This is a genomic window from Candidatus Amoebophilus asiaticus 5a2, assembly GCF_000020565.1.
Taxonomy (GTDB): domain Bacteria; phylum Bacteroidota; class Bacteroidia; order Cytophagales; family Amoebophilaceae; genus Amoebophilus; species Amoebophilus asiaticus.
Map to the genome: position 1 here is coordinate 251,737 of NC_010830.1, position 19,935 is coordinate 271,671.

At 35.3% G+C, this 19,935-nt stretch carries 14 protein-coding genes and 1 pseudogene; 6 read left to right on the forward strand and 9 right to left on the reverse strand.

What is annotated here, in order from left to right:
* The first annotated feature begins 88 nt into the window (after positions 1 to 88).
* The gene (gene uvrA / locus AASI_RS01110; RefSeq protein ID WP_012472428.1) at positions 89 to 2,896 is read left to right on the forward strand and encodes an excinuclease ABC subunit UvrA; all 2,808 of its coding nucleotides are present in this window, start codon (positions 89 to 91) and stop codon (positions 2,894 to 2,896) included.
* Between the two features lie 18 nt (positions 2,897 to 2,914).
* Positions 2,915 to 3,526, forward strand: a complete 612-nt coding sequence (locus tag AASI_RS01115; RefSeq protein WP_012472429.1) for a phospholipase D family nuclease — start codon at positions 2,915 to 2,917, stop codon at positions 3,524 to 3,526.
* A 465-nt stretch (positions 3,527 to 3,991) separates the two neighbouring features.
* Here AASI_RS01115 and AASI_RS01120 read toward each other — a convergent pair whose 3' ends face one another.
* The 6 genes from AASI_RS01120 to rsfS all read right to left on the reverse strand — a co-directional run bounded on the left by AASI_RS01120 (position 3,992) and on the right by rsfS (position 11,701).
* Positions 3,992 to 6,181 (reverse strand): ankyrin repeat domain-containing protein, encoded by a 2,190-nt coding sequence (locus AASI_RS01120; protein WP_187146278.1) that lies wholly within the window; start codon positions 6,179 to 6,181, stop codon positions 3,992 to 3,994.
* Between the two features lie 336 nt (positions 6,182 to 6,517).
* Positions 6,518 to 7,690, reverse strand: a complete 1,173-nt coding sequence (locus tag AASI_RS01125) for an exo-beta-N-acetylmuramidase NamZ family protein (protein WP_012472431.1) — start codon at positions 7,688 to 7,690, stop codon at positions 6,518 to 6,520.
* A gap of 191 nt (positions 7,691 to 7,881) precedes the next feature.
* Complete coding sequence (locus tag AASI_RS01130; RefSeq protein ID WP_012472432.1) at positions 7,882 to 8,499, reverse strand: superoxide dismutase; 618 nt, start codon at positions 8,497 to 8,499, stop codon at positions 7,882 to 7,884.
* A gap of 77 nt (positions 8,500 to 8,576) precedes the next feature.
* A complete protein-coding gene (locus tag AASI_RS01135) occupies positions 8,577 to 9,044 on the reverse strand; it encodes a nucleoside deaminase (RefSeq protein WP_012472433.1) in 468 nt (155 codons plus the stop codon).
* 151 nt (positions 9,045 to 9,195) lie between these two features.
* Positions 9,196 to 11,271, reverse strand: coding sequence for an ATP-dependent zinc metalloprotease FtsH (ftsH, locus tag AASI_RS01140; RefSeq protein ID WP_012472434.1), 2,076 nt, complete (start codon positions 11,269 to 11,271; stop codon positions 9,196 to 9,198).
* A 61-nt stretch (positions 11,272 to 11,332) separates the two neighbouring features.
* Entirely contained in the window at positions 11,333 to 11,701 is a 369-nt protein-coding gene (gene rsfS / locus AASI_RS01145) for a ribosome silencing factor (RefSeq protein WP_012472435.1), read from the reverse strand.
* A gap of 63 nt (positions 11,702 to 11,764) precedes the next feature.
* Here rsfS and AASI_RS01150 point away from each other — a divergent pair, with 63 nt between their 5' ends.
* Positions 11,765 to 12,505 carry a biotin--[acetyl-CoA-carboxylase] ligase gene (locus AASI_RS01150; protein WP_044282938.1) on the forward strand — a complete coding sequence of 247 codons (741 nt, stop codon included), beginning with the start codon at positions 11,765 to 11,767 and terminating at the stop codon, positions 12,503 to 12,505.
* 307 nt (positions 12,506 to 12,812) lie between these two features.
* Here the strand turns inward: AASI_RS01150 and AASI_RS07855 are convergent.
* A pseudogene (locus AASI_RS07855) lies at positions 12,813 to 13,640 on the reverse strand (transposase family protein).
* Positions 13,641 to 13,691: 51 nt separating this feature from the next.
* Here AASI_RS07855 and AASI_RS01165 point away from each other — a divergent pair.
* Together AASI_RS01165 and yidC are read left to right on the forward strand one after the other, a co-directional pair.
* Positions 13,692 to 14,240, forward strand: coding sequence for an HD domain-containing protein (locus AASI_RS01165; protein ID WP_012472437.1), 549 nt, complete (start codon positions 13,692 to 13,694; stop codon positions 14,238 to 14,240).
* Positions 14,241 to 14,825: 585 nt separating this feature from the next.
* Positions 14,826 to 16,616, forward strand: a complete 1,791-nt coding sequence (yidC, locus tag AASI_RS01170; RefSeq protein ID WP_012472438.1) for a membrane protein insertase YidC — start codon at positions 14,826 to 14,828, stop codon at positions 16,614 to 16,616.
* Between the two features lie 196 nt (positions 16,617 to 16,812).
* Here the strand turns inward: yidC and AASI_RS01175 are convergent, their stop codons facing one another.
* Positions 16,813 to 17,505 carry a queuosine precursor transporter gene (locus AASI_RS01175; protein WP_012472439.1) on the reverse strand — a complete coding sequence of 231 codons (693 nt, stop codon included), beginning with the start codon at positions 17,503 to 17,505 and terminating at the stop codon, positions 16,813 to 16,815.
* Between the two features lie 17 nt (positions 17,506 to 17,522).
* Positions 17,523 to 18,224 carry a queuosine precursor transporter gene (locus AASI_RS01180; protein WP_012472440.1) on the reverse strand — a complete coding sequence of 234 codons (702 nt, stop codon included), beginning with the start codon at positions 18,222 to 18,224 and terminating at the stop codon, positions 17,523 to 17,525.
* Positions 18,225 to 18,498: 274 nt separating this feature from the next.
* Between AASI_RS01180 and AASI_RS01185 the strand changes: the two genes are divergently transcribed.
* Positions 18,499 to 19,818 carry an anaerobic C4-dicarboxylate transporter family protein gene (locus tag AASI_RS01185; protein ID WP_012472441.1) on the forward strand — a complete coding sequence of 440 codons (1,320 nt, stop codon included), beginning with the start codon at positions 18,499 to 18,501 and terminating at the stop codon, positions 19,816 to 19,818.
* The last annotated feature ends 117 nt before the right edge of the window (positions 19,819 to 19,935 follow it).

Here is a 19,935-nt window from a genome sequence, read left to right on the forward strand (position 1 = left end):
ATATCTGTTTTAACTTTACTTGACAGAATAATTCTTGCACATTTGAAATTCTAGTACTATGCTAGAATTTTAGGCTAATATTGCTTCTATGAATAACCATACGCCTTACCATGAAGTTGACCAGCTTGACCCCAGACATTTCATCATTGTAAAAGGAGCAAGGGTAAATAATCTAAAAAATGTAAATGTAGCTATTCCACGTAACCAACTAGTAGTGATTACAGGATTGTCTGGTTCTGGCAAGTCTTCCTTGGCTTTTGATACACTGTTTGCCGAGGGCCAGCGTATGTACATAGAAAGCTTAAGTTCTTACGCACGTCAGTTTTTAGGGAAATTAGAAAAACCAGATGTAGATTATATTCGTGGCATTTCCCCTGCGATTGCTATTGAGCAAAAAACCAATAATAAAAATCCACGCTCTACAGTAGGTACTATCACAGAGATATATGAATATTTAAAACTTCTCTATGCTAGAATTGGCACCACTTACTCACCCATTAGCGGACAAAAAGTTACTAGGAATACCGTATCTGATGTAGTTGATTACATTTATAGCCATCCTGCCGGAACAAAAGCTATCATCTCCTACCCTTTACAACTAGATGCAAATGCTAACCCTATAGAGCGTTTAAAAGTAGAACTAGCAAAAGGATTTACTAGAATCATATATGCAGGAAAAACAACTTTTATTGAAGATATTCTCAGTAGCGAGCAAGCCTTAACATCTCATGATATATCTATATTAATAGATCGGTTTGTAGTGGACCAAGAAGATCGCGACAATCAGTTTAGAATAGCCGATTCTATCCAAACTGCTTTTTTTGAAGGCAAAGGAACTTGCTATGTGGAAATTGTAGGTAAAGAACAGAAAGTGTTCTCTGATCGTTTTGAACAAGACGGAATGGCCTTTGAAATACCTTCTGTAAACCTTTTTAGTTTTAACAACTCTTATGGTGCCTGCAAAACGTGCGATGGATTTGGGAAAATATTGGGTATTGATATTGATAAAGTTATACCTAATAGAACGCTTTCTGTTTACGAAGGAGCTATTTATCCCTGGAAAAGCCAATCCATGCATAAATGGTTACAGCCACTTATAGAAAACGAGCGGTATAAAGATTTCCCTATCCATAGGCCTTACAAAGATTTAACTGCTGAAGAGCAAACATTTTTATGGAAAGGTGATGGTAATTTTAAAGGCATCGATGGTTTCTTTCAATATTTGCAAGAGAAAATACACAAAATCCAGTATAGAATTCTTTTATCTCGTTATAGAGGAAAAACGACCTGTCCTGATTGCCAAGGAACTAGAATTAGAAAAGATGCCAGTTATGTTAAAATAGAAGGAAAAGCCATTACTGAATTACTACTAATGCCTATAGCAGAGGTGGCTCGTTTTTTTAACAGCCTATCATTGCCGGTACATGCACAACAAATTGCCGACCGACTTCTGGTTGAGATTAGAAATAGGCTATCTTATATGGAACAGGTCGGATTAAGTTACCTTACTTTAAACCGGCAATCTGCTACCCTATCCGGTGGGGAGTACCAAAGGATTAAGCTAGCTACAGCCTTGGGTAGTACACTAGTAGATACGCTCTATATTTTAGATGAGCCTACTATTGGACTGCATCCTAGAGATACACAAAAACTAATTGATATTTTGGTTGCCTTAAAAAATCTAGGTAATACAGTTATTGTAGTGGAACATGAAGAAGAGCTAATGCAAGTGGCTGATCAGCTAATTGACATAGGGCCTGAAGCAGGTTCTAAAGGTGGAGAATTGGTATTTCAAGGAGATTGGGATGCCTTAAAAAATTTCAACCAAAGCCACACTGCTCGTTACTTAAACGGCATAGAAACCATTCCTGTACCTACCCAGAGACGCAAGCCTCAATATAACATTACTTTTAAAGGCATTAGAGAGAATAATTTAAAGGATGTAGATGTAACCATTCCATTAGGTGTATTGACCGTTATAACAGGCGTGAGTGGCTCAGGAAAATCTACCTTAGTAAAAAGAATTATATACCCAGCTTTAGCCAATAAGCTAGAAATATATAAAGAAAAACCAGGTAGTTTTGATAGTTTAGAAGGCGATTATGATCTAATTAAGTATATAGAGTTTGTAGATCAAAACCCTATTGGAAAATCCTCTCGATCTAATCCGGTTACTTATGTAAAAGCCTATGAGCACATCCGACAGCTATTTGCAGACCAGCCATTAGCAAAGCAGCGAAGTTATCAACCCTCCTATTTTTCATTTAATGTAGAAGGAGGCAGATGTGAAGCATGCCAAGGAGAAGGTAAAATAACTATAGAAATGCAATTTATGGCCGATATAACACTGACATGTGAAAGCTGTCATGGCAAACGATTTAAGCAAGAAGCATTAGAAATAAAATATAAGGATCATGATATTGCATCTGTGCTAGACATGACTGTCGATGATGCTTCTTATTTCTTTAGAGACCAAACCAGCATTTACAGAAAACTAAAACCTTTGCGTGATGTAGGCTTAGGATATGTTACACTAGGGCAGCCTTCTAGCTCCCTAAGTGGTGGAGAAGCACAGCGCCTCAAGCTAGCAACCTACTTAGATAAGAGCCACCAGCAAGAACATACTTTGTTTATCTTTGATGAACCTACCACAGGACTCCATGTGCATGATATTAGTAAGTTGCTCACAGCAATCAATAACCTAATTAGTGTGGGAAATAGCGTGCTGGTTATAGAACATACAACAGAACTTATTAAATGTGCCGACTGGATTATAGATTTAGGCCCAGAGGGCGGAGACCAAGGAGGAGAAATTGTGTTTAGTGGTACCCCAGAAGATATGATTCAGCTTAGCAATAACCATACAGCCGAATATCTTAGAAAGAAATTGATATAGAGCTTTATCAAAAAGGATATGGCAACCATTGAGAAAAGCGCCATTAAAAAGAATTCGACCAAACTAAAGGTAGCTATTCTATTCGCTTTTATAATAGGTGCTGCAAGCGGATATGAAAGTGCTGTTTACTTCCACAAGGATTATACAAATAGAAACTTACCTACCACTAGTTCTATACAGATTCGGTTTAGTCCTGGTGGTCAATGTATACCTTTTATAGAACAAGCCATTGGTATGGCACAGAGTAACATACTTGTACAAGCCTACGCTTTTACCTCAGCTAAGATTGCACAAGCGCTTATAGAAGCACATAAGAGAGGTGTTATAGTGAAAATCTTGGTAGACCGGTCACAATTAACAGCAAAGGGTTCCCAGGTTAAAAAAGTAGTAGATATGGGTATACCTGTAGCGATCGACATAGTACCAGGCATTGCCCACAATAAAGTAATGATTATTGATAATGCCTATATACTTACTGGCTCATTTAATTGGAGTAATGCTGCAGAATATAGAAATGCCGAAAATTTACTATTGATTACCGATAGTAGAATAAATAAAATTTATAGGGAAAATTGGGAAAAACGAGCAGTGACGGCAACAGCTGTCCATTTTAGTCATCCTATACCTTGACACTAATTTTTTATCTATTTGCTTTACACAGCACTAAGTGGAAAGTAGGGTAAATGATTATACTTTCCTTTTATAATAAAGGGGAGCTACATCGAATAAACTATCCTCTGCAAGAAATTAGGAATAAATGTGTTTCAACCTGAAACCTTGTCCAAGCAATTGTAAAATTGAATAGAGCCGCTGCGAAACAGAAAATTGATAAAACTATTGGATTTTTGAGAGATAAATTTACTATCTACAAAAAATCAACCTGCCTTTTTTATACTTTAAATGCCTATTTTTATTTTTTGTGTTCTCTAAATTGTGAAAAATACTCCTCTGTTTTTTTATAACAGTTGTTTCGCAGCAGGTCTAATATTTTATATTATACGTCTAAAACAGCAAGAAACATAACCATGCTTAGGTTTATAATTTACATGCTAGTCAGCTTGCTTGCGAAACCATACACATACATAGATAACATAATTAAAGTTCATTATAAGTATCTTCTTCCTCGCTCATATATCCTTTCTCTTTGCTAATTATTAAATCGGCTATTGCTGTATAGCCCTTTCGTATAGCAAACTGAAGAGGTGTACGGCCTGATTTATTTTCAACATTCCACTTAGCTCCTAATTGCAGTAGTAGACGCACTACTTCCACATGATTATTTATAACAGCTAAATGCAAAGGCGTATTCCCCGTAATATTTTTAGCATTAAAATTGGATTTTTGTTCCGCCAATAGATCAACTAACTCTAACTGTCCCTTCTCAGCAACAGAATGTAAAGGAATTTCTCCATTCTTACTAACTTCATTAACTTTAGCACCGTTTTCAATCAAAAGCTTAGCTACCTCTATCCAAGAATTTTGTGCAGCCAAATATAAAAGTGTATTGCCATCTATATTTTTGGCATTAATATCTAACCCTATATTTATTAACTTACTGACTCTTTTTACATCTCCCCTTACAATAGCTTTTTGTAAGGATTTATTTTTTCTTATAATATCCGTATCGTCATATTTATCTTTCGCAAGACTATTGGCACTTGCTGAAGTTACATCTACACCGCCCTTATGTGCTTCTTTTAACTCGTTTGAAACATTTTCTTTTTCAACTCTTTTATCCAAAACATTTACATCTGTTATAGATAGAGCACCTAATACGGTTAATATGCTAACTTCTTTAGTAACCTGATAAGGAGTTAGCCCCTTGATATTTGTAGCATTTGCGTTAGCTCCTTGGTCTAGTAATATCTCTACCACTTCTAAGTGTCCATTTCTGGCCGCTTTATGCAATGGTGTATCACCAGAGTCATCTTTACTATTTATAGCAAATTCACGTTCTACTAAGGAATGTACTGACTCCACAGATCTTTGAAAAATATCCCAATTAAGTTTAGCACATATATATGCTTCATGCTCTAGTAGCAGCTTGGTTATATGCACATTCCCTCGAGCAGCAGCCCAATGTAATACAAGATCATTATACTTACCCTTCACATATATATCTGCCCCTTGTTCTAAAAATAGCTTCACTAATTCCATTTGGCTTTCTGCCACAGCTATGTGTAATGGAGAAGCACCATATTCTCCTTGAGCATTTATATCTGCCCCATACTGTACCAATAACTTAGCCACTCCTATATAACCCTTTCTAATAGCCCAATGTAATGGTGTATTTTGGTAATTATTCCTAACATTTAAGTCTACTCCTTGTTCTAATAATAGCTTTACTACTTCCGTTCGGTTCTCATCAACAGCTACATGTAATGGAGAAATTCCATTATGCTCCCGAGAATTTATATCTGCCCCATATTCTAATAATAGATTTACTACTTCCACATCCGATCTTCTGATAGCCAAGTATAAAAGCTTAGATATCTTATCTTTATTTATATCTGCCCTTTGGTCCAATAATAAGCTTATTAACTCTACATCAGACTTCCTAACTGCCAACTGTAAGGGAGTAGTTCCATACCTACCCTTAGCGTATATATCTGCTCCTGAATGAACCAGCTCATAAAGCTTTGTAGCATTCCCCTCTAAAATAGCTTCATGTAAAGGGGTATTTTTAAGAGCTACCTTTTCGGCCTCCCGTCTAACATTCTCTTCTTTTCTCTTTCTAGCTCTCTCCTCCTTTCTCAACCTAGCTTTCTCTTTTTTCAGCTTAACTTCCTCTTCTCTCTTTCTGGATCTCTCCTCTTTACACATCTTAGCTTTCTCTTCTTCCTTTCTGGCCCTCTTTTCCTTTTGTATAGCTTTCTGCTCATCAGTTAATTGTTTCTTTTTTTTACCGCCCCCCATCAACCCTGCTCCTTTATAGATAACTACTTTAGCTGGCTGGTGTCCTTGTGCTAATTGAATATGAATACGTCGTTGTTGTGCTTGCTCGCCTAATCGAAGTAGATCCGATAATTCTGCCCCTTGCTCAATATATACAGGTAAAATATGTGTTTTACTAAAGCCGATAGGGCAGTTTTCTTTTACAACTGCTTGCAACTGACCAGCTTCTTTATAGAAAGTAAGGATATGGCCCGCTTGTGCACTAAACTCTTTGTTAAGTATCGAAGAAATGCCTGCTTGATGCATTGTTTCTTGTGTTTGTACTACCGATTCTTCCTTAACAGAAGCACAAGGTAAATTGGTAGAATGGGAGCAGCTTTGTAGGCACAAGCTTACAAGTAATAATATGTAGATTATGAGTTGACAACCTACGGGATATTTCCTTTTAATCATTTATAAGTTGTTAAGTAGGTAAACATATTAGTATAAGGTTAACTTTTTTACAAAGGAATTTATACAATCTTATACTTGGTTATGCTTTTTACACCCTCAGTTAGCCCTAGCTTTAGAATTCTGTGAAGCTTGAAAGAGAAGGTGCAAAAACTCAGTTAGTATATATAAACAAGCAATCAAGCAGGTGTAAGAAACTAAATAAGCTTGGACTTTTATAAACTAATATGTAAAACTATTCGATTTTATATCGAATAGATAAAGCAACATAAATTATTATTCTGGATAAAGTAAATAATTTTTACGTAAAATCTTATATCTGTTTAAATCTGCTTGCCAACTAGCTCTTATTTCTTTTTCAGACAGGCCTGCTTCTATTTGCTGTCGAAGAGTTGCATGACCTGCATGTAAGTCAAAACTTTTCTCAAAGAAAGGTATATTCTGTTCTTTGGCTAATTTATAAAAATGTAATAGATAAGCTAGTTTAATAAAAGAGCTAGGTATCACCTCTCGAAGGTCAAGCCCATAACATTGCTTATCTTGATATTTGGGCGAAGTAGCCATGCCCGGTATACTAACAGGAATAAAATTAAAATTACCCCAGGTTTTATCTGGATAACCGATTACCTGAAAAGGATAATCTGTGCCCCTCCCAACACTCATAATGGTTCCTTCAAAAAGCCCTAAAGAAGGATAGAGTGCTACAGCCTGCCTGTTGGCTAAATTCGGTGAGGGCTTATGTGGTAATTCATAGCCAGTTTGGTGGGTATAGTTTTTGAGTGATATAATTTCTAAATTACATTTTAACCCATCTTTTAACCACCCTTCCTCATTGATCATGCTCGCCAACTCACCTATGGTAAGACCATATACAATAGGAATAGGATGCATGCCTATAAAAGATTGTACATGCTTTTCTAGCACAGGCCCATCTACATAATGTGCATTGGGATTAGGCCTATCTAGTAACAATAATGGTTTGGAACAGGAAACACACGCTTCCATCACATAATGCAATGTACTGATATAGGTAAAGAAGCGAACTCCAACATCCTGAATATCAAAAATAACCAAGTCTATCCCTTCTAACATAGAAGGGGTAAGTCTTTTTGATTGCTGCTTATATAGTGACACAATTTCTATACCTGTGCGCGTATCTATGGTATCTTCATCAAATTCCCCAGCATCTTTTTGACCTCTAAAGCCATGTTCAGGAGCCAATATCTTTTTAATTATTACACCATGCTTCAATAATATATCAACTAAATGCACTCCCTTTACTTGGGAAGCTGCATTCGCTATAACTGCAATATTTTTATTTCTTAATTTAGGTAAATATGCGTCCAGCTGTTCAGCACCCGTAATTACTTGAGAGGCAGTATGAGCCGTTATAGTAAAAGGATAACTTAATAGGATAAATGATAAGGTTAGCAACCAACGGAAGGTCATCTAAGTAATTTTATATTAATTTATATACGAGCTTATATTTTTCTAATAAGCATTAAAGTAATTCCGGAACTAAATCTTAACCCTTAAAATGTGGCCATATTAACAGTTCCGGAAGATTTTTACAAAGTGCTATTATAATGTACAAACCATAAATAACTAGTTACATTATAATATAGCTCATAACACACCCTTTAAGGCATAGGTGCCTGAAACCTTTTATTTACTTCTTCCCAGTTAACTATATTCCAAAAAGCATCTATATATTCAGCCCTTCTATTTTGATATTTAAGGTAATAGCCGTGTTCCCAAACATCTAACCCTAGTACAGGAATTCCTCTAGACCCTTCTTCCACTATATCCATAATCGGATTATCTTGGTTGGCAGTAGAACAGATAAATAGCTCGCCTGTAATATCCTTGCATAACCAAGCCCATCCAGAGCCAAATTGTTCTAGTGCAGCTTGGGCAAAAGCTTCTTTGAATTGAGCAAAGCCTTGGAATTTTTGATTGATCGCATCTACTATTGCACCTGTAGGTTCTCCTCCACCATTGGGTGTAAGCATAGGCCAAAATAGATTATGATTATAGTATCCTCCTCCATTATTTCTTACTACCACACTATAATTACTTACATTTTTAAGAATATCTTCTATTGATCTTGCTGCTAGGTCAGTGCCCTCTATAGCTTTATTAAATTTATCTAAATAAGCTTGGTGATGCTTAGCATGGTGCAATTGCATGGTTGTAGCATCTATATGTGGCTCTAATGCCTCAGGTGCATACGGAAGCGTTGGTAATTCAAAAGCCATAGTTGTTTATATTTTTTCTGTTAAAAATTAGAATGATATTCAAAAATATATAAGCCAATTCTTAAGTGAAACTACAATTATTCCCTTAATTTCGCAAAAAAGGACTGTAAAACTTTTTGACTTTCTTGCTCTAGTATTCCAGCATCTATTTTCGTTTTAGGATGTAGAACATTAGTGCCAAATGTCCTATAACCAAGCCTTATATCACTTGCTGAAAAAACAATTCTAGATAATTTAGACCAAAAAGTTGCACTAGCACACATCAGGCAAGGCTCCAGTGTTACATATAAGGTACAGTCTGGCAAATACTTACCGCCTATATAGCTAAATGCAGAAGAAAGCGCCAGCATTTCAGCATGCGCTGTAGCATCTTTTAACTTTTCTACTTGATTATGTGCTTTAGCAATAATACGGTTATTGCTAACGACTACTGCCCCTACTGGGATTTCATTTACCTCATACGCTTTCATAGCCTCTTGTAGGGCTATACGCATAAAATACTCATCATCAAATACTATTTTTTGGTAGGAAGATTGCTTATCCATAATATCTGGTCAACTACAATTTCTGTACTTTATGGCAACAACAATCTATACTCTAAAAGACAAACAATCTAACTACACAACAACTATCCACATCCACTCAACTCATTAATGCAAGTCGTTTACATTAAGTATTATTGCTAGATCTAGATGTTTAATCTTGCTGCGTTGATTCTTTAGCTTGTTGCTCTTGGTTGTTGTTATTATTCTGCTTATCCGCTGTAACAGGCTTTCTATTTCTATTATACCTATTCTTATTTGGTATATACCTAGGCTTTGCTTCAGCACCATTGCTTGCTACTGGTATTTTATCTAAAGTAGTATCGTGCATAGGATAAGGCCTTGGTCCAATTAGCCTTTCTAAATCCTGTTGGAAAATAACCTCTTTTTTCAATAGCTCTTCAGCAACGCGCTCTAACTGTTTTCTTTTATTCCATAACAGTTTTCTAGTCCGCTTATAAGCACTATCAACCATTATACGAACCTCTTCATCAATAGTCTGTGCAGTGTTCTCTGAATAAGGTTTACTAAAAACATATTCTGGTTGACCTTGGTCATGAAAAGAGATGTTGCCTAACTTCTCATTCATTCCATATACAGTAATCATACTATAGGCCATTTTAGTAACCCGCTCCAAATCATTAAGAGCACCAGTAGAAATCTTTTTAAAAATCAGCTCTTCTGCAGCCCTACCTCCTAGTGCAGTACACATAGTGTCTATCAACTGTTCTTTCTGATACAAGAATTGTTCTTTAGGCAAATACTGTGCATAGCCCAATGCAGCCACACCCCTAGGTACAATAGTTACCTTTAACAAAGGATCGGCATGCTCTAAAAACCAACCAGCAACGGCATGGCCTGCTTCATGATAAGCAACAATACGTTTTTCTTGTGGTGATATAATTTTATTCTTCTTTTCCAATCCGCCAATAACCCGATCAATAGCATCTTGGAAATCTTGCATATCTACAGAATTCTTATTTTTCCTAGCGGCAATTAAAGCTGCTTCATTGCTTACGTTAGCCAGTTCAGCCCCGGCAAAACCAGGAGTCTGTGCAGCTAATTTCTTAACATCTACTTCTTTATCGAGCTTTAAATTTTTCATATGCACCTTAAGTATTGCTTCCCTATCAGCAATATCTGGCTTGTCAATGCTTATCTGTCGATCAAAACGGCCTGGACGAAGTAGGGCAGGATCTAATACATCTGGTCTGTTAGTAGCTGCTAAAATGATAATACCTGAATTAGTTCCAAAACCATCCATTTCTACCAACAGTGAGTTCAGCGTATTTTCACGCTCATCGTTACCCCCTGGCATAGACCCCTTTCCTCTAGACCTTCCAACAGCATCTATTTCATCAATAAAGATAATAGCAGGTGCCTTTTCTTTGGCCTGTTTAAAAAGGTCTCTTACGCGTGCAGCGCCTACCCCTACAAACATTTCTACAAAGTCAGAACCTGAAATAGAAAAAAAAGGCACCCCTGCTTCACCAGCAACAGCTTTTGCTAGCAAGGTTTTCCCAGTACCTGGAGGGCCTATTAACAAGGCGCCTTTAGGTATTTTACCTCCTAACCTTGTGAACTTAGTAGGTTCTTTAAGAAATTCTACAATTTCTTTAATTTCTTCCTTAGCTTCCTGTAAGCCTGCTACATCATTAAAAGTAACTTTTACTCGATTTTCAGCGTCAAAAAGCGCTGCCTTTGATTTACCTATGTTAAAAATCTGGCTACCTGGTCCTGCTCCACCACTCATTCTACGCATCAGCAACCAGAAAGCTACCATCAGCAATAAAAAGCTACCAAAATTAAATATAATTGCTATAAAATCGGTACGTTCCTTAGAAACATACCCAATCCGATCTTCAGGAGAAAGCTTTGCTTCTATCTCCTTAAAATTATCGTTAAATATTTTAGGAGAAGGTACTTTAAAAGTGTAATGTGGCGCTTGTTCTATATAAAATGAAAAACGATTTTCTAATTCAGATTTGTAAGGCTCTTTTAAAAAAGCTTCTTCTTTAAGTGTTACCTCTACTAAATTCTGATTAGTAACCAATACAACTTGCTTTACGTCCTTATTTAGCATAAGCGTTTCAAACCTATGCTCAGAAATAGGAATTGCCGTTTTTGATTTACCTATATACAATATCCCTATGACTACAATGAGTAATGTAATGATGGACCAAATTTGAGATTTAGATTTTTGGGGCAATTTGTCTTTACCTACCTTCATAATAACGTTTTTATTGTCAACTAATATATTTTCACTATAAATAATAAATAAGGGTTGAAGCTCAAAAATGAGTTATCTCTGCATCACCCCATAACATGTCTAGACCATATAAGTCTCTTTTATCTCGATGAAATATATGTACTACTATATCAACATAATCTAGCAAGATCCATTCTCTATTAGCAAACCCCTCCTTTCTCCAAGGTCGTTGCCCTGATTTCTCATAAGCTGCCTCCATAATCCCTTCTGCAATTGCTTCTATCTGGGTGCTTGCCTGGCCTGTACATAATATAAAGTAACTGGCTACCGCACTACCTATTTTCTTTAAGTTTAATACACTTATATCTTGAGCTTTCTTATCCTGCATACCTTCTACAATTGCTGTAACAAGGTCAACCTTTGTTTCATTTTTTCTTTTAACTTGGGGCATAAATTTTTGTTATTCAAACAACTATTTAAAAGTGGAAAATTAATAAATAAATTTAGTAACCTTATGTCATTTGTTGGAGAAAATATTATCTATAAAGCTACTTGTGGCTCAACAAATACCGAAGCCATGAAACTACTCTCGGCTGAAAATGTACCTGAAGGTACTGTAATCATTACAGACAACCAAACTAATGGCAGAGGCCAGCGAGCCAATACCTGGACAAGCGAGCCTTACAAAAATCTTACTTTTTCATTAATACTATATCCTACTTGGGTAATGATTCAAAATAGTTTTTTGCTCAATATGCTTACAGCAATTAGCATTTATAAAACCTTAAATACATATATACCTAATGGGTTATTTGTTAAATGGCCCAATGACATCTATTACCAAAACAAGAAAATAGGTGGTGTACTTATTGAAAATCTAATCAACCAAAATAAAATTAAAACTTCAATTATAGGCATTGGCCTCAACATTAATCAAACAACTTTTAGCTTAACAAATATAACCTCACTCTCTCTAGTATGTGGCCACGAATTTAATTTATCTAGCTTACTTACACAACTTACTGATACTATCCAAACTGAATATGTTCTTCTTGCACAAGGAGAAATAGATATTTTACAGAAAGACTATCTAGCAGCCCTTTATTGGGTATATGAACAAAGAACTTTTCAAGATAAGGCGGGTTATTTTCAGGGAGTTATACAAGGGGTAGATGCCATAGGTAGATTGGTAGTACAAAAAGAAAATGGCCAGATAGCATACTATGAATGTAAAGAAATAACTTTTATAGCATGAGAAGCGTGCTAAATTGAGAGAACTGTTTAGATAAGGCAGCTTAGGCAGATAAAATCAATGTGGGCTAAATTTATATACTTACCCTTCATGGAAAAATAAGAGATAACTGGGCCGGGTCAACAATTAAAAGAATATGTAAAATTAGGTATAAGAGAGGGAAATAGTATAAATGAGATGTATTATGATCTAATAATGAACTTTTCGATAAAATAAAAGGAACAGAAATAGAGCTGCTGCGAAAGAGATAAAATAGAGTAGGAATTTGAATAAAACAGAGAGAGGATCTTGCCAGTAGCGATGCTATTTGTTAAAAAGCATGCTTGAAGTTTATCATACCCGCTATAATATTAAAGCGTAGGTTATATTTGTTCTGAAAGTTACGGTAAACTTCTGACATAATCTTAAACACCTTGATCTCTCTTATCTTATGCTCTACCTTCATGCGTATGGAGGATAGCTTTCTGTTATGTTCTTTCTGCTCCTTGGTTAATGGCCGCTTACGGCTCTTTTTATAGGGAATCATGACATTGCTCTGTAGCTTTTGCCAGCCTTGATAACCACTATCTGCTAGCTTTAAGCTTTCTTTAGGTAAGAGTTTTTCTCCTTTACGGATTTTAAAGTCATGCTCTTTTCCTTTATGAGATTTGGATACAGAGAGTATCTTTCCATCTTCTCACATCACTATCTCTGTTTTTATAGTATGTCGCTTTTTCTTGCCTGAATATGATTTCTTTTGCTTTTTACTAGGCCTTTGCGTAGGCTGTTCACTCACATCTGCTAATATGCGCAATACCTTATCTGAGGTTAAGCTGCGATCTTTTTTAATGCTAATCTTCTTAGCTAGTAATGGCTCCATTTTTCTTAACAAGCGGCATATGTTAGCGTTGTGTAAGTTAAACAAATAGCCTAAAAACACATGGCTAATATAAGTGCGATAATACATGAGTACACAGAGCAATTTATCTTCCAAGGTAGGTAAATGACTCATCCTACCATGGCGCAGCTTGCTTGATTCTAGCTCTTCAAATACAGGCCTTACTTTTAAAACTAATTGCTCAAAGGTTTCTAGTCTCAAGCCAGTTATTCTTCTAAAGTTATAGGGATGTTTGCTTATCCTGGTGTACGTTAAATGCATACTTATTCCTTTTATATAATAAGAATTACATCTTAACCCTTTTTATCTTCTTTGTCAACCTTTTTCGCAGCAGTTCTAATAGATGAAAAGGCCATAGAAAAAGCACTCCATATCATCAAGAAGTATCATGCAGGAGTAAAAAGAAAATTAAGTGACCCCTTCTTTACTCACCCTATACAGGTAGCTTTAATTGTGTTAGACTACTCACAAGATCAAGATGCGATTTTAGGAGCTTTATTATATGACACCGTCGAAGATACAAGCCTTTCACTTCTCCAAATAGAGATTATGTTTGGTAAAAAAGTAGCTTTTATTGTAGATAAAGTGACCAACCTAGAAGATGAACTACGAAGGGTAAGCCTACAAGACCATGAAAATATTTATCGCTTGATTAACTATGAAGATGAACGAGCAGCCTATCTAAAACTGGCAGATAGGTTACATAATATGCGTACTATTAGTGGACACTCTTCTATTGCCAAACAAAAGCATATAGCCAATAAAATATTAAATTTCTTTGTACCACTTGCTAAGAATTTGTGGTTAGGAGCCATAAGCAGAAAGCTAGGAAAGTTAAGTTTAGCAGTATTAGGGAAATAAATCAGTACCTTTACTTAAAAAAGTGCAATATGTAAACTAAGTTTATAAAAAATCATAGTACTTACTTTACCATTGAGAAGTAATTTCCAGATAGCTAGGGACTACTTTTTATGTAGCTATTAAAGGCGAGGGATGTACTTTAGCAATATAGCACATCTTAAATAGAAGCAACCTGCACTAGTTTATATTTAAAAATTTAAGCTGACAGACATAATAAGACAAGAGAGAAACTTATCAATATAGCCTTATCTTGACAGCTTGGGTTTGAAATAAAATAGTATAAGGCAAATGGGTAACGGTTAATCTGACAGTCTAATTGCAATTACCTATATGCAACATACAATTTAAAACAAGTAAGTTTTATTATTTATTATACAAAACAATATCTATTTTTAACTTTCTCATTAATAAATAGCAGTTATATAATATTATAGAACTCTTAGCAACTATTTGAAAGTTAACAGGTAGACGCTAACTTTGACTTTAATTTTTATAACGCTAATAAATATTGGTTGCCTGGAATTAGTACTTACTAAGAACCAGCGTATATGCTTTATGCACTAAAACTTAATTAACACTTAATTTATGGATAAAAATAAACTTATCGGTCTAATACTTATATCTATCCTACTCATTGTATATACGCATTTTTTTGATAATAAATTACCAAAGACATCCCAACAAACTACTACTCAAGAAGTAGCTCATAATACTTCCAATATACAACTACAAACCTCGGAGGCTACGCTAAATTTACAAACCGGGATTTTTGCTAAAGCTACTCAAGGTGTAACCAAAGACATCATATTAGAAAATAAAGATATTCGAGTAACTTTAAGTTCACATGGAGCTAAGGTAAAGGAAGTTATACTTAAACAATACAAAGATTATTTAGGCAAGCCTCTTAAACTCCTAGATGAGCAATCCACTAACATGGGTTTTCAGTTCACTTCCAATCAAGCATCAATTAATACGAATACACTCTTTTTTAATACAGATGATACTGATCAGTACATACAACAAGCATCTATAGGAAAAGTTACTTTTATGATTCCTTTAGGAGAGCCTAACCAATACTTACAGCAAGTTTATACTCTACCTAGCGAAGGTTATGCGCTCACACAAAATTGGGAATTTGTAGGAACAGAAAATTATATAGATCAAGGTAAAATAGACTTTGTATGGCATGATTTTATTAAAAGAGCCGAAAAAGATGTACAAGCTTGCCGGAATAAAACTACTATTAACTACTACTTAGCCAACAAAACTTTCAAGCATTTAAAAGAACATACAGAGCAAAAAGAAGAACAAACTATACAAACCCCTATCCAATGGTTAGCCATTAAGCAGAGGTTCTTTACTGCAGGCATTTTTACAGACCAACCTTTCGAATCAGGCAATATTTTATTAAAACCGACTACACAGCCTGACAAATTTGTTAAAGAAGCATACACTACGGTAAGTTTAGCTTCTAACAATTTACAACCGATTCAAAAGGGTACATTTAGATTTTATTTTGGACCTAATACTTATAAGGATTTAAACAGCTTTGCTCAAGGTTTTTCTAAAAATTTACCTTTAGGCTGGCCCATTGTTAAGTGGATCAATTTATATCTTATCATCCCTATATTTTCATTTATAGAAAAGTATGTAAGTAATTATGGCTTAGTTATACTTATACTTGTCATTTTCATTAAGCTCTTGTTACTCCCGCTTTCTTACAAATCCTATATTTCTATGGCTGAAATGAAGGTGCTAAAACCCACCTTAGACGCCTTAAAAGCTAAATACGGAAACGATATGCAAAGCGTGCAGATGGAACAAGTAAAGCTTTATAGGGAAATGGGAATCAATCCGCTAAGCGGCTGTATACCTGTATTATTACAAATGCCTATCCTATTAGCAATGTTTAATTTTTTCCCCAATGCTATAGACTTACGACAAAAAGCTTTTTTGTGGGCTCCTGATTTATCAACCTATGATGCTATTATCAACTTACCCTTTCAAATACCCTTTTATGGAAGCCATGTAAGTTTATTTACTTTGTTGATGACAGCTTCTACCATCCTATATACCTGGTCTAGCAATCAAGTTAATACACCACAAGGGCCTATGAAGACAATGTCTTACTTATTGCCTATTACATTTATGTTTATTCTTAACAGTTTCCCTGCTGGTTTAAGTTTCTACTATTTTGTCTCTAACCTATTTACTTTTGCACAGCAAGCGCTTATAAAAAGGTTTGTAAACGAGGATAAAATCAAGGCAAAGCTGGCTAAGAATAAGGAGAAATCAGCAAATAATAAAGAGGGCTCTTTTAAAAAGCGCTTTCAAGATGCTATCAAGGCCTCTGCTAGCCATAAAGGAAAGAAATAGTAGCCAAATGAATTATATCTTCCTTGTATAGCCCAATATCCACATATCCAGATACAATGGCTATACAAGGTTACTTAAAAGTATTTATATAGAGCCATCAAATCTTAGGTAAGTAATAGAGTTATCCTAAGACTTGCCGGTTGTCTGTAAGTAGGATTATTTACAGAGTTTTTGATATTTCAGGACAAGTATAATATCAGACTTTTATATAACGCTTAACCAAATAAACGCCTATATAAACAAGTGGTATATTAATAAAGGAGAAAAACACTTTAAACATATACTCATTGATGGTGATCTGATACCAAGTATTCCAGGATATAGGTTCAATACCTTGCGTTAGCCCTAATAAAGGCCAAATCATCCAAGCTATACCCGCAAAAATCGCTGTATCAAAAAGTTGTCCAACTAATGTAGAAATATTATTTCTAAGCCATAAATACTTACCTTTTGTTACACGCCGGATTAACTCGAATAAATAAACATCTATCAATTGTGCTATCATATATGCGACCATAGATCCTAGGACAATACCTGGCGTAAATCCAAACACTAGTTGAAATGCAGATTGAGGTACTGGAGAATGTTCATATATAGGGATGATATTTGCTAAGTACGTTATAAAAGTCATAAATAGGCTGGCCATTAATCCCATCCAGATCACCATTTTTGCCTTGTTTTTTCCATATGCTTCGGAAATGATATCTAACAAAGAAAAGGTAAAGGGATAAGTAATAGCACCTGCTGTAAGAGTTAAGTGCCCAATAGTAATATACTTGCTGGTAATAATGTTAGTTAGCAACAATACACCTAGAAAAAGACCAACCAATATTACATATATCCGTTCTGATAAAGAAGGTTGTTGCACCCTAAACTGTTCTAGTAGCATATCTATTCAATTATACTTTAACTACGCTGTATACCAATCCACTTTTCAATCAAGTAAGTGCTAACATAAACAAATGGTGTATCTAATAGTGCTAGTAAGCCCTTAAAAAGATATTGGCCCATTACAATTTTACTCCATACCTGCCATCCAATAGGTTGTGTGGCTGTATTACCATCAATTATAGGCCATATGACCCAAGCAATTGTTACTACAATAATCGTATCAACTAGCTGACTAGCTAGTGTAGAAAAGTTATTTCTAACCCAAAGATGTTTGTTTTTAGTAATAATTCTTAAGTACTCAAAGATTTGTACATCTATAAATTGAGCCGTTAAATAACCAATCATAGATCCTAATACAACACCAGGGAAAAGCCCAAATAGTTGGCTAAATGCAGCAGCATCTATAGGCGATGTTGGAGCAATAGGCAGTTGATTAGCTATCCATACTAGCATAGTAACTACAATACTTACTATAAAGCCAGCTAATACAAGTAGCCTAGCACGATGTAGGCCATATACTTCTGAAACAATATCTGTTACTACAAAGGTGAATGGATATACTAAAGTACTACAAGATAAAGGCAATCCAAAAAATTTAAAATACTTACCTGCAATAACATTGGTAAGCATAAGCGAGGTTATAAAAATGCTAGCTAATATCATGAATATCTTTTCTGACAGAGCCATGTCAGGCATAGTACGTTGTGTTATAATCATCAATATCTAATTTGCGTGCTTTTCTCGGATTCTAAGTAAAAATACAAGCTTCTGCAAGATGTTTATAACAAAGCTACTGAATGAGACTTAAAGTTGTTAATTATGATTTACATAAAAAGATAATCGAAGTTATAGCAAGTATAACAAAATAGTGGTAGCTTCGCGCATCACAGATAAAGAGCCATCAAATAACCTAGGTATTAGTTAATAATAAATTAGGGATATAAGGCTGTGAGGTTTAGAAAATTTACATAACAATATAATAACAATTCAAGTGATCTGGTTACAAGTTATAGTTGTACTATCAGCCATTATTATTGGTACACGATTAAAAGGTATTAGCCTAGGTATTATGGGCGGTTTGGGATTAGCTATCTTAGCGTTCTTTTTCCATTTACAACCTACAGAACCTCCTTTTTGTGTCTTATTAATTATTACATCCGTTATTACAGCAGCTGGTACCTTAGAAGCTGCCGGTGGATTAGGTTATTTAAGTAGTTTGGCAGAGAAAGCTATTAAAAAATACCCGCATAGAATTACTTTTATTGCCCCCCTAATTACTTATATATTTACATTTTTAGTGGGAACTGGCCATATTATCTACTCGATACTACCGATTATAGCAACTGTTGCTAAAGAAACAGGTATCAGACCCGAACGTCCCTTAACAACTAGTGTTATTGCTGCCCAGCAAGCAGCTATGGCTAGTCCTATCTCTGCCCCAACAGCTATTTTAATTGGTTTGTTAGCACCGCATGGCATAGAGTTGCTAGACATGTTGTGTATATTAATACCTGCTACTTTAGGTGGTATGCTTATCACCACCTTGGTTATCAATAAGACAGGTAAAGAATTAAGTGAAGAGCCTGGTTATGCTGAATTTTTAAAGACAAGCCAAGAAACAAATCATAACAATGTATCAACTCCTCTGTCTAAAGTTACTACTTCAGCCAAACTATCGGTAATCCTATTTGGAGTAGGCATCTTATTTATCATATTATTAGGTGCTTTTAAAGGGTTACGTCCTAGCTGGGAAAAGAGTGGAAAACTGATTCCTATGGATATGTCTATTGTTATTGCTATTATGATGCTTAGCATAGCAGCACTCATAGTATTGATTTGTAAACTAAAGCCTACTGAAATTACTAAAGCAAGTGTCTTTACAGGAGGCATCCAAGCTGTTATCTCTATCTTGGGTATATCTTGGCTAGGCGATACATTCGTTAATGCCAACCAAGCACAGATTATGGAACTTGTACAAGCACAAATTCTAAAACATCCTTGGCAATTTAGCATTATACTTTTCTGTATGTCTATATTACTGGTAAGCCAAACAGCAACCATCCGAGCTTTGATACCTTTAGGACTAACATTAGGTATTCCAGCGCTTACTTTATTAGCTGCTGTACCAGCTGTAAATGGATTATTCTTTATTCCTAACTACCCTACTCTTCTAGCAGCAACCAATTTAGATAGCACAGGGACAACACGTATCGGTAAATATATACTAAATCATAGTTTTATGTTGCCGGGTTTAATAGCCACTTCTTCTGCTGTTTTGATTGCGTTTGGATTAGTGAAGTATTTATTTTAGCACCTACAAATATTTTTTACTCAGGAAAACCAACGTTATTACTAGCTACACATAAATAATACTCGTTTTAAAGCATGAAAAAATATACTACAAACCTTTTGTATATAGTCACGGATA

Bases quoted from the DNA above. Each gene is read 5' to 3' on its own strand.
- uvrA (WP_012472428.1), top strand. From the start codon at position 89: ATGAATAACCATACGCCTTACCATGAAGTTGACCAGCTTGACCCCAGA.
- AASI_RS01125 (WP_012472431.1), bottom strand. From the start codon at position 7,690: ATGACCTTCCGTTGGTTGCTAACCTTATCATTTATCCTATTAAGTTAT.
- AASI_RS01180 (WP_012472440.1), bottom strand. From the start codon at position 18,224: ATGATTATAACACAACGTACTATGCCTGACATGGCTCTGTCAGAAAAG.
- AASI_RS01150 (WP_044282938.1), top strand. From the start codon at position 11,765: ATGTCATTTGTTGGAGAAAATATTATCTATAAAGCTACTTGTGGCTCA.
- AASI_RS01135 (WP_012472433.1), bottom strand. From the start codon at position 9,044: ATGGATAAGCAATCTTCCTACCAAAAAATAGTATTTGATGATGAGTAT.
- AASI_RS01115 (WP_012472429.1), top strand. From the start codon at position 2,915: ATGGCAACCATTGAGAAAAGCGCCATTAAAAAGAATTCGACCAAACTA.
- ftsH (WP_012472434.1), bottom strand. From the start codon at position 11,271: ATGAAGGTAGGTAAAGACAAATTGCCCCAAAAATCTAAATCTCAAATT.
- AASI_RS01175 (WP_012472439.1), bottom strand. From the start codon at position 17,505: ATGCTACTAGAACAGTTTAGGGTGCAACAACCTTCTTTATCAGAACGG.
- yidC (WP_012472438.1), top strand. From the start codon at position 14,826: ATGGATAAAAATAAACTTATCGGTCTAATACTTATATCTATCCTACTC.
- rsfS (WP_012472435.1), bottom strand. From the start codon at position 11,701: ATGCCCCAAGTTAAAAGAAAAAATGAAACAAAGGTTGACCTTGTTACA.
- AASI_RS01130 (WP_012472432.1), bottom strand. From the start codon at position 8,499: ATGGCTTTTGAATTACCAACGCTTCCGTATGCACCTGAGGCATTAGAG.